Raw genomic sequence first — 15,492 nt, 5'->3', positions numbered from 1 at the left:
TGTCTGACTCCATGGTGGTGTCACTGCCCAATCTGCTTGGCGAAGTTGACTTCTCGGACGGTGCCTGCGGGCAGCCGCAGGCCCTCACCGGCGCTCACGCTCACCCCGACGCCGTAGGAGGCCTCCAGCAGCCGAAGGCGCTGCAGGCCGGGGCTGCGGTCGAACACATCCTGCATCGCGTGCGGCGGTCCGATCGCGAGGACGACGTATGGGCTGCTGATCGGTTGATTGTCGACCAGGATCCCGCCGCCCGCCTGCCGGACCGTCACATTGGGGCCGATCCGCACGCCGCCCACCGACAGCGCCTCGGCGCCGCTGACCCATAGCGAGTTGACGACCAGCTGCAGGTCGCGGTCGAGGATCACCTGTCTGCTGCCCGGCAGCCGTTGTTTGGACACGTCGCTCAGGTTGGCCGCCGACGCGCCCGGATCGGTGACGGTGATCGTCAGCCCCGGGCCGATGACCGGTGTGGCCGCGGCGGCGAAGTTCGCCTCGTCGAGGCGGCTCAGCAGCTGCTGGCCGCGCGCGTCGCCTTCCAGGCGCCGACGGCGCTCGTCGTCGACCTCGGCTGCAAGGGCGTCGCGACGTTCCGCGGCGGCGGTGGTCTCGGCCTGCTCGGTGCGCACGCTGCCGGCCAGAACGTGCTGCGTCTCGCGGACGCCGGGGGCGGTGGCGCGCGCCTGGGCCACGGCGGCCGCGAACACGACGACAAGCAGCAGAGCGCCCGCCAGCTGCCAGGCCCACTGCTGCCATCTGGGTCGCTCACGACCGGCGGCCTTGGCCTCGGCGGCAGCCGCGTACCCCGGGTCGAGGTGATCGGTCAACAAGGAGCGCAGCAGCGACGGCACCGGGATCTTCGTCGGCCGGTCCGTCCCGTGGGCGCGAAGCCCCGCGTCGGGGTCGTAACCGCCGAGCGTCTTGCGGAAGCTCTGCGTCATCGCGGAACCTTCGGTAGCCGGCGCACCACCATTCCGACCTGGATCAGGTACAGCAGGCCGGACCACAGGTACATCAGCAGGCCCCAGATCAGAAAGCCCCACCCGATCGCGAGCACCACCCGACTCCAGGTGGCGTCCCACTGCCCCAACAGGATCAGCGGAAGACCCGACATCAGCGCGAACGTGGCGGCCTTGCCGATGTAGGTGACCGGCAGCGCGGTCAGCCCGCGGCGGCGGAGCAGCGGCAGGGTGGCGGCGAGCACGGCGTCACGGCCGATCAGGGTGAGCACGATCCACCACGGCAGCGAACCGTGCAGCCCCATGGCGATCGGGATCGTGATCATGTAGATGCGGTCGACCGCGGGGTCGAGCAACTCCCCCAGCCGAGACGACTGGTTGTCGACCAGCCGGGCGATCTTGCCGTCGGCCCAGTCGGAGAACCCGGAGAACATCAGCACGGCCACGGCCCACCCGTTGGCGTGCACCACGAGCAGCAGCCAGAGGAAGACCGGCACCAGCACCAGTCGCACCGCGCTGAGCACGTTGGGCACCGTGAGCACCCGGTCGCGGGCCTGACCCGCCTCATCCGGCGGCGAAGGCACCCGGCCATGCGCCTCGGTCATGGGCTAAACCTAGCGGAATACGCCCGGAAGGCTCAGCGCCGAGAGCGAGTCGTCGGCCAGCGGGTTGTCGTGCACCATGTACGTCCACGTCGAGGTCGGCCGGGCCAGCTTCGACAGGTCGACGCCGGGCTCGTCCTCGATCGACGGCGCCGTCTCGAACGTCTGTTGGGCCGCCTCGATGGCATCAGCGGCCAGCGACGCGAACGCGTCGACGGCCATCCGGTGGAACTCGTCGATCGGCGTCTGGTTGCCCAGCGCCCGCAGGTGGATGCTCTCCCGGATGTCTGCCAGATAGGCCAGGTGATCGGCCCAGCCGCGGTCGAGGTGATAGAGCATGATCAGCCGGCAGATCTTCTCGAGCTTGTCCTCGCCGAGCCGTTCGACGACCTCCTCGTAGCGCTTCGGCGACAGCTCGGCGAGCTCCTCGCGCGCGGTCGCCGTGCGCAACAACGTGTTTCGGCGGTCGACGATGATCGCGCGCTGCTGGGCGATCAGCTGGTTGTATCGCCAGTTGTTGGCGTGGATGTCGAGCATCCGGCCCTCGGCGATGCGCTGGGCGTGATCGAGCAGGCTGGCCGCTTTCGGGCTGACGACGCGACCGTCTTCGTCGGTCTCCATCGGCAGCTTGTTCGGGTCGAGGTGGGCGACCACGACGTCGTCCTCCCAGCTGGAGAAGAACACCGACGACCCGGGATCGCCCTGGCGTCCGGCGCGGCCACGCAGCTGGTTGTCCAGCCGCTCGGTGTGGTGGCGGCCAGTCCCGATCACGTGCAGCCCGCCGAGTTCGGCGACCTCATCTTTTCTGGCGTCGTGGTCGCTTACGTCGGAGCCGCCGAGCCGGATGTCGGTGCCGCGGCCGGCCATCTGGGTGGACACCGTGACGCTGCCGAGCTTGCCGGCCTCGGCGATCACCGCGGCCTCCTCGGCGTCGTTCTTCGCGTTCAGCACGACCGCCGGGACGCCCGCCTTGACGAGTTTCTCGTGCAGCTCTTCGGATTCGGCGACGTCGCGGGTGCCGACGAGCACCGGCTGGCGGGTCTCGTGGATCTCCTTGATGTGCTCGACGATCGCGTCGTTCTTGGCCGCCGCGGTGACGTACACCCGGTCGGGCTCGTCCTCGCGGATGTTCGGCTTGTTGGGTTCGATCGGTGACACGCCGAGCTTGTAGAACTGCCGCAGCTGCTCACCGGCCGCCAGCGCGGTGCCGGTCATGCCGCACACCGTCGCGTACCGGTTGACCAGCGCCTGGACCGTGATGGTGTCGAGCACCTCGCCGGTCTCGGTGGTCTCGATGCCCTCCTTGGCCTCGACGGCGGCCTGGAGCCCGTCGGGCCAGCGCTGCAGCTGGGCGATGCGGCCGCGGGAGGCGTTGATCAGGTGCACGGCGTCATCGCGGACGATGTAGTGCACGTCGCGTTGCAGCAGCACGTGCGCGTGCAGCGCGACGTTGACCTCGGTCAGCGTGCTGGAGACGTGCTCTTCGGAGTACAGGTCGATGCCGCCGAGCTTGGCCTCTAGTTTCTGCGCGCCCGTCTCGGTGAGGTGCACGTTGCGGCTGTCGGCGTCGGTGTCGTAGTCGACGCCGGGCGTGAGTTCACCGACCATGCGGATGATCTCGACCTTCGGGGTCTCGCGGTGGCTGGTGCCTGCCAGCACCAGCGGCACCAGCGCCTCGTCGACCAACACAGAGTCGGCCTCGTCGATCAGCGCCACGTCGGGGTTCGGCGAGACGAGGTCGTCGACGTCGGTGACCAGCTGATCGCGCAGCACGTCGAACCCGATCTCGTTCACCGACGCATAGGTGACGTCGCACTTGTAGGCCGCGCGGCGCTCCTCGGCCGTCGAGGCCTCGGTGATCCAGCCGACAGTCAGGCCCAGCGCTTCCAGCAGCGGGCCCATCCATTCGGCGTCGCGGCGGGCGAGGTAGTCGTTGATGGTGATGACGTGCACGCTGCGGCCGCCCAGCGCGTATCCGGCGGCGGCGATCGCACCCGAGAGCGTCTTACCTTCGCCTGTGGCCATCTCGACGACGTCGCCGGCGAGCATGCGCAGGGCGCCCAGGAGCTGAACGTCGAAGGGCCGCAGCGACGTTGTGCGCTCGGCGGCTTCCCTGGCGATCGCCAGGAACTGCGGGATGTCGGTCGCTTCGGCGAGATCCTCGAGGTTCAGCAACTTGGCGGCCTTGCGCAACTGCTCGTCGTCGAGGGCCGCGGCCTTCTCGTCGAACTCCGCCGAACTGCGCACCTGCGCCATCGATTGCGCCTGGTCCCGGTCGGTGCTGGCGCCGAGCAGCCGCCAGAACCTATTGCTGACACGACCTGAAGTGCGGGTCTTCGTCTTCGCCACACCGCTACGGTACGCGTCGCCGCCCGGTGCCCCCCTCCCGGAGCGGGACGGCTCCGTGGCGCGAGCGTGCCGGAGTTCTGCCGCGCCGAGAGCCGCAGCGCATCGTCGGGTATCGCCGTCCGCAGGAGCGTCAGCTCGACGGTGTTGGCGATCGGATCGCCCGGTTTCGTCGCGCTCGTCGGCGGTGAGGGTGCGCGAAGTGCCGTAAATTCGCGGCGTGTCGTGTGCAGACACGCGCGCTCGCGCAAACAGGGCTAGGCGAGGTTGGAGCGGCGAGGGTAGGCGACCGCCGGGTCGGTCAGCACGTTGACCACCGCGGGCAGCGCCGACGCGAAGGCCCGCTCCAGCGCCGGGCGCAACTCGGCGGGCGTCGACACCAACTCGCCGTGCCCGCCCAGCGCTGTCACCACCTCGTCGTACCGGGTTCCGGGTCGCAGGTCAGCCACGACGGAATACCCGTAGATCGCCTCCATCGGATGCTTCTCGAGCCCCCAGATCCCGTTGTTGCCGATCACCGATACAACCTGAATACCGTGACGCACCAACGTGTCCCACTCCATGCCCGAGAACCCGAACGCGCCGTCGCCCTGCAGCAGCACCACTTGCCGTTCGGGTCGGGCCAGCTTGGCGGCCAGGGCGTAGCCGGGTCCGGACCCGAGGCAGCCGAACGGTCCGCTGTCGAGCCAGGCGCCGGGCACGTAACTGTCGATGACGCGGCCGGCGTAGGAGCCGAAGTCACCGGCGTCGACCACCACGATCGCGTCGCGGTCGAGCATCGCGCTGATCTCGGCGTACACCCGCATCGGGTGCAGCGGCGTGCGGTCGTCGCGCAGCTCGTCCGCTTCGGCGGTACGCACGGCGGTCTCGGCCGCGCGCAGACCGGCGATCCACGCCTCGTGATCGCCGGCGGCCGCCGCCGCCAACGCCGACAATGTCGTGCTGATGTCGCCGTACAAACCGGCCGCCACCTCCCGCGGATGAGGTCGATCGGGTGCGACGCGGTCGACGGTGATCAGCGCGGTGTCGGCGCCGAACACGCCCCCGAAGCCCAGCCGGAAGTCCATCGGCACGCCGATCACCAGCGCAACGTCGGCCTGCTGCAACGCTTTTGACCGAGCGCGAGAAAACGCGAGCGGATGGTCGGCGGGTACGGTGCCGCGCGCCATGCCGTTCATCAGCACCGGGATCCGCAGCGCGTCGGCCAGGTTCAGCAGCGCGGTCTCGGCGTGACCCCACCAGACGTTGGTGCCGGCCATGATGACCGGGCGTTGCGCCTCGGACAGCAGGCGAAGCGCGGCGGCCACGGCGTCGCCGTCGGCCTGCACCACCGCCGTCGGCGCGCTGAGCGCCCCCGGCGCGCCCGTATCGGTGGCCTCGCTGAACACGTGGTCCATCGGGAAGTCGACGAACGACACCCCCGAGGGCGCCCCGACCGCGGCGCGCAGCGCGTCGTCGACCAGGCCCGCGACCGCATCCGGCGATGAGGCGGTCGCCGCGAAGCGCGTCAGCGGCGCGACGAACGGGACATGGTCGATCTCCTGCAGGCTGCCCTGTCCCCACCGCAACGCCGGCGCGCGACCGCCGAGGATCACCAGCGGCGACTGGTTCTGTTGCGCGGCGGCCATCGCGCTCATGCCGTTGGTGACGCCAGGGCCGGCCGTCAACGCCGCGATGCCCGGCACGCGGGTCACCTTCGACCATCCTTCCGCAGCGAACGCCGCGGTCTGCTCGTGGCGGGTGTCGATCAGCCGGATGTCCTCCGCCCGGCAGCCGTCATAGAGGGAGAACAGGTGCCCGCCCGAGAGCGTGAAGATCGTGTCGATCCCGCTGGCGCGCAGTCGCCGCGCGATCAGGTGTCCCGCGTTCACCGGAGCGTCGCTGCCCATGGCCGCAGCTTACGCAGCACCGTTCCCCTGGCCCGGACCGTCGCCGACTTCCGCAGCGGGGTCGCGGATCCGGGCGTTCCATAGCCCTGGTGCAGAAATCGGCGGGCGGTAAGGCCGGTGTAAGGCCCGAGCAACGGGTCGTCCCACATCCCTGGTGCGCAACAGAGGCCGCTGCGCGCGACGACTCGATGCGCATCGTTGGCCCTATGAACGGCCGCGTAAAGGTTGTCGCGGTACCTTGCCGGAGTGAATGAGGGAATGTTCACCCCGACGCTGGACTGGGGCAGTGAACTGTGGACTTCGCTGATATGGATCGCGCGCGGCTGGGCGATCGCAGCGGTGTGCACGTTGGTCATCCTGGTGCTCATCGCCAGATTCACCACCTGGGGACGCCAGTTCTGGCGCATCACCGGCGACTACTTCAAAGGCCCGGAGAGCATCAAGGTCTGGCTGTGGCTGGGCGTGCTGCTGCTGTCGGTGATCGTTGGGGTCCGCCTGACGGTGCTGTTCACCTACCAGGGCAACGACATGATGACCAGCTTCCAGGTGGTGGCCTCAGGGCTGGGCACCGGCGACGACGCGATCAGGAACTCCGGCAAGGACGGGTTCTGGATGTCGATGACGATCTTTGCGATCCTGGCCGTCCTTCACGTCGCGCGGATCATGCTCGACCTCTTCCTGACGCAACGATTCATGTTGGCGTGGCGCGTCTGGCTCACCGACCGGTTCACCGGCGACTGGCTGGACGGTAAGGCCTACTACCGCGGGCGGTTCATCGACGACACGATCGACAACCCCGACCAGCGCATCCAGCAGGACATCGACATCTTCACCGCCGGGGTCGGCGGCCTGCCGAACACGCCGAACAACACCTCGACCGCCACGCTGCTGTTCGGCGCCGTCAACGCGGTGGCGTCGATGATCTCGTTCACCGCGATCCTGTGGAACCTTTCGGGAACGCTCACCCTGCCGCTCATCGGCGACGTGCCGCGGGCGATGTTCTGGATCCTGCTCGCCTACGTGCTGTTGGCGTCCGTCTTCGCGTTCTGGATCGGCCGGCCGATCATCTGGCTGTCCTTCAACAACGAGAAGTTCAACGCCGCCTTCCGCTACGCGCTGGTCCGGCTGCGCGACGCCGCCGAGGCCGTGGCGTTCTACCGCGGCGAGATCGCCGAGCGCTCGGGATTGCGGCGGCTGTTCGCGCCCGTCGTGTCCAACTACAAGCGCTACATCAACCGGATGATGGGCTTCTATGGCTGGAACCTGTCGATGGACCAGATCATCGTCGTGCCGCCCTATCTACTGCAGTTCCCGCGCTTCTTCACCGGCGAGATCACGCTCGGCGCTATGAGCCAGACCGCGGCGGCCTTCGGCAACATCGAGCAGGGCCTGTCGTTCTTCCGCAACGTCTACGACCAGTTCGCCGGGTACCGAGCGGCGATCATCCGACTGCACGGGCTCGTCGTCGCCAACGAGGAGGGCCGCGCGCTACCCGAGTTGACCACCGCCGCCTGCGTCGACGGCACCGTCGAGCTGTCCGGCGTCGAGGTCCGAACCCCCGACGGCAGGCAGCTGATCCGGCCGCTGGACATGCGGCTCGAAGTCGGTGAGACGCTGGTGGTCACCGGCCGCTCGGGCACCGGCAAGACCACGTTGCTGCGCAGCCTCGCGCAGCTGTGGCCGTTCACCTCGGGCCGGTTGACGCGCCCGTGCGGTCCCAACGAGTCGATGTTCCTGTCGCAGCTGCCGTACGTGCCGCTCGGCGACCTGCGCACCGTCGTCAGCTACCCCAACGAGGTGGGCACCATCGACGACCGGACGTTGCAGAGCATGCTGCACAAGGTGGCCCTGCCGCACCTGGCCGACCGTCTCGACGAGGTCGACGACTGGGCCAAGGTGCTCTCGCCCGGCGAACAGCAGCGCATCGCGTTCGCCCGAATCCTCTTGACCAAACCCAAGGCCGTCTTCCTCGACGAGTCGACGTCCGCGCTCGACGAGGGCCTGGAGTTCATGCTCTACCAGTTGGTGCGCACCGAGCTGCCGGACACCATCCTGATCAGCGTCAGTCACCGCAGCACCGTCGAACAGCACCACACCCACGAGCTCGAACTGCTCGGCGACGGCGCCTGGCGGCTGGGGCGCGTCGAGGGCGACGAACCGGCGAAGGTCTAGCGCGTCGCGGCGCGTTCGCCCGCCCGCCGCGCTGCTTGTCGACCCGCCCGCCGCCCGAAGAACGACCCCTCGCCGAGCTGGGTTCCGCTGGCATAGCCCTTGCCGTCGTGGGCGATGTTCGACGCGCACGCACCCGCCGCATAGAGGCCGGCGACGACGGATCCGTCCTCGCGCAACACTTCTCCGTCGACGGACACCGCGAGGCCGCCCATCGTGAAGCCCGAGTACATCGCCCGGCCCAGGGACAGGTCGAAGGCCGCGAACGGGCCGGTGTCCTGTGCGGCCAGATAGTCGGGCTGCTTGTGGAAATCGGGATCCTCACCGCGCGCGGCGAACTCGTTGTAGCGGCTCAGCGTGGCGACCAGGTTGCCCTGCGGAATACCCAGTGCCGCTTCCGTTTCCTCGAGGGTCTCCCAACCGTCGATGAACTTGATCAGCGGCATCTCGGGCATCTCCATATGGGCCTCGTCGACCACGAGGTAGGCAGTTTGTTCGGGCTGCTCGAGCACGAAAGCCGAAGTGCGCGAATGGTAGGAGTCCTCGTTGACGAACCGCTTGCCATCCTTGTTGACGATCACGCCGGTGAGCAGGATTTCGGGCGGATACGCCGCGGCGGTGATGAACAACTGGTCCATGTTCTTGGCCACTCCGCCGGCGGAGATGCCCATCCGGATGCCCAGGCCGTCGTCGTTGGGGTTGCCCAGGATGTAGGGCTCCACCTCGCCGTGGTGCTTGGTCTTGCGCTTCTGACCGAGCGCCGGCGTGTACTCGGCAACCATCTCCGGATTCATCGCGAAACCGCCCGCAGCGATGATCACCGCCTTCGCCCTGATCGCACCCGTCTCGCCGAAATGCTTCCACCGCACCCCGACCACGGACCCGTTCTCGACGACTAGGTTGGTCACGCCGGTCTCGTAGCGGACCTGAACGTTGAGTTCGGCGGCACGCTTCACCAACAGCTCGATGACCATCGCGGCGCCGCCGAGTTCACCGGGCACCGGCACCGAATGTCCGCGCGGGGCGGGCTTGGCCTGCTCGCAGAACGGCCACACCTTCTCGTTGCCGGTGTACGACAAGCCCTCGGTGCCCGGCGGCACCACCACCTTGCCCGGGTAGTAGCTGCGCTCGAACTGAAAACCCAACTCCTCCAACCAGTTGAAGTGTTCGACGCTGCCGTCGCAGTAGGCGCGGATCTTCTCGTGGTCGGGTTCGGGCGACACCGCGACGAGGTAGGAGTACATCTCCTCGGCGCTGTCGTCGTGACCGGTGGCCTGCTGCACCGCGGTCCCGCCGCCGAGATAGAAGTGTCCGCCCGCCATCGCGCTGGTCCCGCCGGCGTCGGCGGCCTTCTCCAGCACCAGGACTCGCGTGCCCTCGGCGGCCGCGCTGACCGCCGCGCATCCGCCCGCGATGCCGAAACCGATCACCACGACGTCGAACTCGTCGGACCACGATGCGACGTCCGCGGCCGCGACGGTGTCGGGAATCTCGCTGATGCTCACTGCTGCTCCTGTTTGATGTAGTCGAAGAATGCCCTGATCTCGACGGGGATGCGGGCGATCTCGAGGTACGGGACACCGGGGGCCGCGATGTAGGCGAACTCCATACCGCCCGCCATCACCCCGCGCTGCACCGCCTCGTCGCCCCGTTGGGTCAGCGCCGCGTCCACGTCGTCGACCTCGACGCAGATGTGGTGCAGTCCCGGCCCCGCGGTGTCGAGGAATTCGGTGTAGATGCTGCGCCCGGAAACCGGCGCGATCAGTTCGAGCTGGGTGTCGCCGGCGTAGCTCAGGGAGATGTCGGCGACGAAGTCCGCCGGCTCACCGCGGTAGGTGCACGTATCCGGCGAGAAGTGAACGCCGGGCATGCGCACCCACTTCTTGGCGCCCAACAGCGTGGTGAGCGCCTGCTCGGTGGCGTCGAGGTCCCGCGTCACCCACGCAATCTGGACAGGTGTCTGGGCAAGCATCGCGTCGAGGATATCCGCGGCCCGTTCCGTTGGCTAGAACGTGTTCTAGTTAGCCCTCGCCGTAGTACGCCTTCAGGCAGCGATCGGCGGCCTCACGTGCGGTGGCCGGATCGGCGCCGGAGGCGACGTTGGCCTGGTACCACGCCTCGTTGGACAACGCCAGGAAGCGGCGCCCCTCGTCGGTGGTGACCCACTGCTGGCCGAAATCCGGATCGATCGTCTCGCCGGTCGACAGGTGCAGCGCCAGGCCGAGCACCATCGAATCCCAGCCGATGCCGACGGCGCCGGGGCCGAACTGCAGCGACATCTCGTCGCCGACAACCGCGATGTGTTCGATGACCAGCTCCGCCCGGTCCGCGCCCCGGCCGTCGACATTGACCGCGATCCAGCTGGTGTTGCCGCCGTACTCCCAGGTGGCCGTGAAGGTCTTCGGCGGATCGCACGTCAGGATCGTTCCGCTGGCGTTGCCGTGCAGTTGATAGGTGCCGCCGACCTCGAGCTCACCGGAGATCGGCATCAACCATCGGGGTATGCGCTCGATGTTGGTGACGGCGTCCCACAGATCGTCCTGATCGGTGTCGTAGGCCTGCTTGATGGTGACGACATGCGCCTCCCCCGCGTCGATCGTGCGTTTCCCGACCGTGCGGGCGACCGCGTTGATCTGGTGGTCCACATCGATCTCGGTCATGTTGCCTTCCTTCGTCGTTGTCGCTTCCCTCGCGCGATCTCGGTGCCGAGCGCGTCGAGCCGCGGCGCCCAGAACCGACGGAAGCCGGCGAGCCACTCGTCGGCGTCGCGCAGCGCTGCGCCGTTGACCGCGTAGAGGCGGCGCTGACCGTCCGGCCGCACCGAGGTGAAACCGTTGTCTCGCAACACCTTCAGATGCTGCGAGACCGCCGGCTGAGTGATCGCGAACTCGTCTTGGATTGTGGCGGCGATGGCACCGGCCGCCAGCTCGCCGTCGGCGAGCAACTCCAGGATCCGGCGGCGCACCGGATCCCCCAGGACGTCGAATGCGTGCACCCACTCAAGCTAAAGTGGCAACTTATATAAGTCAACCCTTAACCATAGTCAGCGCGTGGATCAGCAGTCCGATCTGCAGGTCGAAGACGTCCGCGGGTTCGGTGAGCGTGTCGGGGCCGTACTGGCCGAATACCTCGAGGCTGATCGCGCCGATCAACGTCGCCCAGCTCAGAAACCCCTTGGTGACCGCCCCGTCGTCGCCGGAGAAGGAGAACTCCTCGCGCAGCGCCTCGAAATCCGACGACAACGGTTCGGGGACAACGGTTTCCGATGGGGGAATATCGCCGGCGGCGATACCGGCGGCGATCACGTCGAACAAGGCGCCGACGACGCGAGTCCCGGGTCCCACGGTGCGCTCCCGCGGCGCGCGGTAGCCCGGCACCGGCGTGCCGTAGAGCAGGGCCCATGAGGCGGGCTTGTCGACGGCCCATCGGCGCGCCGCGTGCGCCATTGCGCGGAACTGCTCGTGCCAGGGCGCACAGACGTCGCGGCTACGGTCCACGCAATCGGCGAGTTCGGAGTAGGCATCGACCAGCAGCAGGGTCAACAGCTCGTCGCGACTGGCCACATAGCGGTACACCGCCGAGGACACCATGCCGAGATCGCGAGCGATGGCGCGCAGCGACAGCCCGGCGGCGCCCTCCGTCACCAGATGGCGCCGCCCCAGCTCGACGATCTGTGCCTCGATCCGCTGACGGCTCTCCGCTCGCCTGCCCATGGGCCGAGTGTGACACAAAACGAGATCACTGCTCTTGATTTAGCTCGTTCGACGTGGCAACGTGGAGTCGAGAGCACCGCTCTCAGAACACGGAGGCGACCATGACGACCCGCTACGACGAACCGACGCGACCCGCCCGCGCGGTCAACCGCATCTTCCGCTGGCTCGCCGAAGCCGGAATCAGCATCGCCGGAACGAAAGCGTTGACGGTGCGGGGCCGAAAGTCGGGCAAGCGCCGAAGCGTGGTGGTCAATGTGCTCACCGTGGACGGGCGCGACTACGTCCTCTCACCACGAGGCAACACCCAGTGGGCGTGCAACGCCAGGGCTGCTGGAGTCGTGGAGGTCGGCTCGCGTTGGCACCGCCGCGAGGTTCGCCTCACCGAGGTGGCCGACGAGGCCAAACCGGAACTGCTCAGCCGCTACCTCGACCGCTGGTTCTGGGAGGTCAAGGGACACGTCGGCGGCCTCACACCCGACTCCTCATCAGACGAGTTGCGCGCCGCGGCGCCGTCGATCCCGGTGTTCGCGTTGGCGCCCTAGGGCAGCGAGACCGTGCCGACGGTGGCCGACGCGGCGGAGATGACGTCCTCGCTGGCCTGCTGGCTTGCCGTCTGCCAGGACACCGCCGCCGGATACGCGCCCCACGTGCTGTTGAACATGCCGATCAGCACCGCCCGGTTGTCAGGGGTGACCACGTAGACCGGCCCGCCGGAGTCGCCCTTCTGGCTGACGACGCCGTTGGCCATCGTGAACCAGCCGTTGTTGACGGCTTCGACGTTGCCGCAGCTCTCGCCGGTCACCACGCCGAAGTGGCACACCGGCTGGCCGGCCGTCGGCACGACACCGGGGTCGGCCACCAGCACTTTGCCGCCCGGCAGCACGTTGTTGACCATGACATCGGGTGCCAGTGCGATCGCCTCCCAGTCGGCGATCTGATGATTGGTGTCGACGGTCGCGCCGTTGGGGGTGTTGTCGCGGAACACCGTCTGCATCCCGATGTGGTTGCCGTCGCGGTCGCGCACCGGTCCGCTACCGCGGCAGTGCCCCGCGGTGAAAGCGATCCGCGCCGCCGGGTCGACGTAGCCCAGCGTGCAGACGTTGTTGTCCTGGCGAATCTCCATGCCGGGGTAGACGACGACGCCGGGCGCCGCCTGGGCGGGGCCGGAGAGAAGCGCAAGCGTAGCGATCGGGGCGGCCAACGCCGCCAGTACCGGTATCGAGTGTCCGCGCACTGTCGTCTCCGCTCGTCGAGCCGATGTAGGTCCGGTACCGGCGTGTTGTGGGCCGCTGAACCGGGCCGGGAGTCCGACAACCACCCCGACCAGGAACAACCACTCGACGATGGTCCCGTCACTTCCCCATCGGTGAAGGTCACAGAGACGTTACGCTCCGGCCGCACTTTCGGCACGGGAGTACTACGAATCGAAACCGAGACCGAATGCGTCCAGGGTTCGCAGGAACACGTTGCGCTGGCCTTCGGCGTGGTCGGCGCGGTTCAGTGACCACCGCGTGGCCTGGATGCCGATGCCGGCCAGCGGCTCGGGCGGGAACGGCAGCGGACGGTCGCGCACCATCTGCAGTTCGGTGCGCGGGGTGGGCCGGCCCTCGAGCAGATCGAGGCACACATCCGCGGCGAATCGCGACGCGCCCACGCCTAATCCGGTGAAGCCGTTGACGTATGCCACGCGGCCGTCCCTGGCCAGCCCCCAGTGCGCGCAGAACCGGGTGTTGGTGTCGATGGCGCCGGCCCAGCGATGGGTGAACCGGACGCCGTCGAGTTGCGGGAAGGTGAGAAAGAAGTGCGCGGCCAGCCGCCGGTAGGTGCCGGTCCGATCCTCGTAGCGCGGATCCACTTTCCGTCCGAAGTGATAGACCGCGTCGTATCCGCCCCAGACGATCCGGTTGTCCGCGGTGAGGCGGTAGTAGTGAAACTGGTTGGCGCAGTCGCCGATCCCCTGGCGACCGCGCCAGCCGATGCGGTCCAGCTGGTCATCGGTGAGCGGTTCGGTGGCCAGTACGTAGTCGTACACCGGGACCGTGTGCAACCGGTTGCGCTTGAGCAGGCTCGGATACACGTTCGTCGCCAGCACCGCCCGCCGAGCCGTGACCACCGCCTGACCCGTCTCGACACGCAGGCCGACACCGCCGGAGTCCAACCGCGTCGCGTTGGTGTGTTCGAAGATGCGCACGCCGGCGTCCCGGCACGCCATGGCGAGTTCGAACGCGAGCTTGGCGGGGTGCACGATCGCGCAGCTCTCGGCGCTGAAGAGGCCCGCGAGATAGGTCGGCGACGCCACCTCACCGCGCACCTCGGTCGTGTCGAGGAACTTCCCCACGCCGTCCGCCGCGGCCTCCCGCAGCCACTCGACCTGGTGCGGCTCCGTGGCGACCGTCAACATGCCGGTGCGCTCCCAGTCGGTGTCGAGGCCCAGCTCCCCCAGTTCGGCTTGCATCCCGTCGAGGTTCTCCAGTCCCATCGCCTCGAGGACGTCGAACTCGTTGGGCCAGCGCGCCTTTCCGTTCTCTGTGCCGTGCGTCAGGCTGGCGTCGACGAAACCTCCGTTGCGGCCGGAGGCTGCCCACCCCACCCGATTGGCCTCGATGAGCACGATTCGTTGGTTCGGGTCGCGTCGCGCCGCGTGCAGGGCGGTCCACAACCCGGTGTATCCGCCGCCGATGATCACCAGGTCGCAGGTGATCGGCGTGGTCAGCGCCGGGTACCGCGGACGCACCGGGCCGACCCGCTCGTCCAGCCACATCGACCCGAACGTGCTTCTCGCCAGGGAGCGTTCGACCAGACCGGCGTCGACCGGACCGTCGAATACGGTTTCCACACAGCGGAGATTACGGCGCGCGGCGGCGTTGCGCGGATCAGGCGGCTAAGCGGTGACCGCGGTCGACTCCTGCACCGCTTCCCGCGGCTGCGCCGGTGTCCAGCCGGGCGGGCCGAACATGTAGCCCAGCTTGTCGCGCCATCGCGGCGCCCGGCGGACGTCGCGGACGATTGCGACATACTCGTGGGTCTGCAGCGTCCAGATGTTGTAGGTGTCGACCTGTTTGGTCAACCCGTAGTGCGGCCGCACGGTCTCGGCCTGGAAGCTGCCGAAGAGGCGATCCCAGATGATGAAGATGCCGCCGTAGTTCTTGTCGAGGTACTCCTGGTCCATACCGTGGTGGACCCGGTGGTGCGACGGCGTGTTGAAGACGAATTCGATTGGGCGCCAGAGCTTATCGATGCGCTCGGTGTGGATCCAGAACTGATAGATCAGGTTGATCGAGAAGCTGGCGAACACGATCCACGGCGGTACGCCCAACAGCGGCAGCAGCGCCCGCAGGAAGACGTCTCCGCTGATGTTCCACTTCTGGCGCAGCGCAGTCGCGAGGTTGAAGTACTGGCTGGAGTGGTGTGCCTGATGGGTGGCCCAGAGGAGCCGGACCCGGTGCGCCATCCGGTGATAGACGTAATAGAGCAGGTCCACCCCGACGATCGCGATGACCCACGTGTACCAGGCGCCGGCCGGCAGCTGCCACGGTGCGACGTAGGCGAACAACGCCGCATATCCCAGCAGCGCGACGAAGTTCAGCACCCCGCTCGTGCCGATCGAGACCACGCCCATCCAGATGCTGGCCCACGCATCGGATCGGTGGTACGCCCCGGCGGGTGCACGCTCGGCCTCCTCGTGTGCCAGCTTGCGGGCGGCCGCCCATTCGATGATCAGCAGCAGCAGGAAGAACGGGACCGCGAACATCACGGGGTCGTGCATCAACGGTGGCAATACGTGCGCGAAGGCGCCACTCACATCCACGTCACACCT

At 68.1% G+C, this 15,492-nt stretch carries 14 protein-coding genes; 2 read left to right on the top strand and 12 right to left on the bottom strand.

The window, feature by feature from the left end; translation table 11 throughout:
* Nucleotides 1-20: 20 nt before the first annotated feature.
* From A5650_RS03295 to A5650_RS03275, 4 genes are all read right to left on the bottom strand, one after another.
* Nucleotides 21-938 carry a DUF881 domain-containing protein gene (locus A5650_RS03295; RefSeq protein WP_067286264.1) on the bottom strand — a complete coding sequence of 306 codons (918 nt, stop codon included), beginning with the start codon at nucleotides 936-938 and terminating at the stop codon, nucleotides 21-23.
* Nucleotides 935-1,561, bottom strand: coding sequence for a CDP-alcohol phosphatidyltransferase family protein (locus A5650_RS03290; protein ID WP_067286263.1), 627 nt, complete (start codon nucleotides 1,559-1,561; stop codon nucleotides 935-937). The genes A5650_RS03295 and A5650_RS03290 overlap by 4 nt, the downstream gene beginning before the upstream one ends.
* A gap of 9 nt (nucleotides 1,562-1,570) precedes the next feature.
* Nucleotides 1,571-3,907 carry an accessory Sec system translocase SecA2 gene (secA2, locus tag A5650_RS03285; protein ID WP_067286262.1) on the bottom strand — a complete coding sequence of 779 codons (2,337 nt, stop codon included), beginning with the start codon at nucleotides 3,905-3,907 and terminating at the stop codon, nucleotides 1,571-1,573.
* 254 nt (nucleotides 3,908-4,161) lie between these two features.
* Complete coding sequence (locus tag A5650_RS03275) at nucleotides 4,162-5,793, bottom strand: acetolactate synthase (protein ID WP_067286260.1); 1,632 nt, start codon at nucleotides 5,791-5,793, stop codon at nucleotides 4,162-4,164.
* A gap of 258 nt (nucleotides 5,794-6,051) precedes the next feature.
* On the opposite strand from A5650_RS03275, the gene A5650_RS03270 reads away from it, so the two are divergent.
* A complete protein-coding gene (locus A5650_RS03270; protein ID WP_067286248.1) occupies nucleotides 6,052-7,965 on the top strand; it encodes an ABC transporter ATP-binding protein/permease in 1,914 nt (637 codons plus the stop codon).
* Here A5650_RS03270 and A5650_RS03265 read toward each other — a convergent pair.
* The 5 genes from A5650_RS03265 to A5650_RS03245 are packed head-to-tail and all read right to left on the bottom strand — an operon-like array spanning nucleotide 7,962 to nucleotide 11,675.
* Nucleotides 7,962-9,467 (bottom strand): FAD-binding protein, encoded by a 1,506-nt coding sequence (locus tag A5650_RS03265; protein ID WP_067286246.1) that lies wholly within the window; start codon nucleotides 9,465-9,467, stop codon nucleotides 7,962-7,964. The genes A5650_RS03270 and A5650_RS03265 overlap by 4 nt on opposite strands.
* Nucleotides 9,464-9,934 (bottom strand): VOC family protein, encoded by a 471-nt coding sequence (locus tag A5650_RS03260; RefSeq protein WP_067286244.1) that lies wholly within the window; start codon nucleotides 9,932-9,934, stop codon nucleotides 9,464-9,466. The genes A5650_RS03265 and A5650_RS03260 overlap by 4 nt, the downstream gene beginning before the upstream one ends.
* Before the next feature lie 49 nt (nucleotides 9,935-9,983).
* Nucleotides 9,984-10,622, bottom strand: a complete 639-nt coding sequence (locus tag A5650_RS03255) for an SRPBCC domain-containing protein (RefSeq protein WP_067286241.1) — start codon at nucleotides 10,620-10,622, stop codon at nucleotides 9,984-9,986.
* Nucleotides 10,619-10,957, bottom strand: a complete 339-nt coding sequence (locus tag A5650_RS03250) for an ArsR/SmtB family transcription factor (protein ID WP_067286239.1) — start codon at nucleotides 10,955-10,957, stop codon at nucleotides 10,619-10,621. The genes A5650_RS03255 and A5650_RS03250 overlap by 4 nt, the downstream gene beginning before the upstream one ends.
* Before the next feature lie 31 nt (nucleotides 10,958-10,988).
* A complete protein-coding gene (locus tag A5650_RS03245) occupies nucleotides 10,989-11,675 on the bottom strand; it encodes a TetR/AcrR family transcriptional regulator (RefSeq protein WP_067286237.1) in 687 nt (228 codons plus the stop codon).
* A gap of 101 nt (nucleotides 11,676-11,776) precedes the next feature.
* Between A5650_RS03245 and A5650_RS03240 the strand changes: the two genes are divergently transcribed.
* On the top strand, nucleotides 11,777-12,217 hold the full coding sequence (locus A5650_RS03240) for a nitroreductase/quinone reductase family protein (RefSeq protein ID WP_067286236.1): 441 nt from the start codon (nucleotides 11,777-11,779) through the stop codon (nucleotides 12,215-12,217).
* Here A5650_RS03240 and A5650_RS03235 read toward each other — a convergent pair.
* From A5650_RS03235 to A5650_RS03225, 3 genes are all read right to left on the bottom strand, one after another.
* The gene (locus tag A5650_RS03235; protein ID WP_067286233.1) at nucleotides 12,214-12,909 is read right to left on the bottom strand and encodes an Rv1815 family serine proteinase; all 696 of its coding nucleotides are present in this window, start codon (nucleotides 12,907-12,909) and stop codon (nucleotides 12,214-12,216) included. The genes A5650_RS03240 and A5650_RS03235 overlap by 4 nt on opposite strands.
* Nucleotides 12,910-13,092: 183 nt before the next feature.
* The gene (locus tag A5650_RS03230; protein WP_067286231.1) at nucleotides 13,093-14,511 is read right to left on the bottom strand and encodes an NAD(P)/FAD-dependent oxidoreductase; all 1,419 of its coding nucleotides are present in this window, start codon (nucleotides 14,509-14,511) and stop codon (nucleotides 13,093-13,095) included.
* A 45-nt stretch (nucleotides 14,512-14,556) separates the two neighbouring features.
* A complete protein-coding gene (locus tag A5650_RS03225; RefSeq protein WP_067286312.1) occupies nucleotides 14,557-15,441 on the bottom strand; it encodes a sterol desaturase family protein in 885 nt (294 codons plus the stop codon).
* Nucleotides 15,442-15,492 lie beyond the last annotated feature (51 nt).

It is taken from the genome of Mycobacterium sp. 1164985.4, assembly GCF_001668575.1.
In the GTDB taxonomy this organism is placed as follows: domain Bacteria; phylum Actinomycetota; class Actinomycetes; order Mycobacteriales; family Mycobacteriaceae; genus Mycobacterium.
Note: the sequence above shows the minus strand (reverse complement) of the source record. Positions and strands in the feature narration are given on the sequence as shown.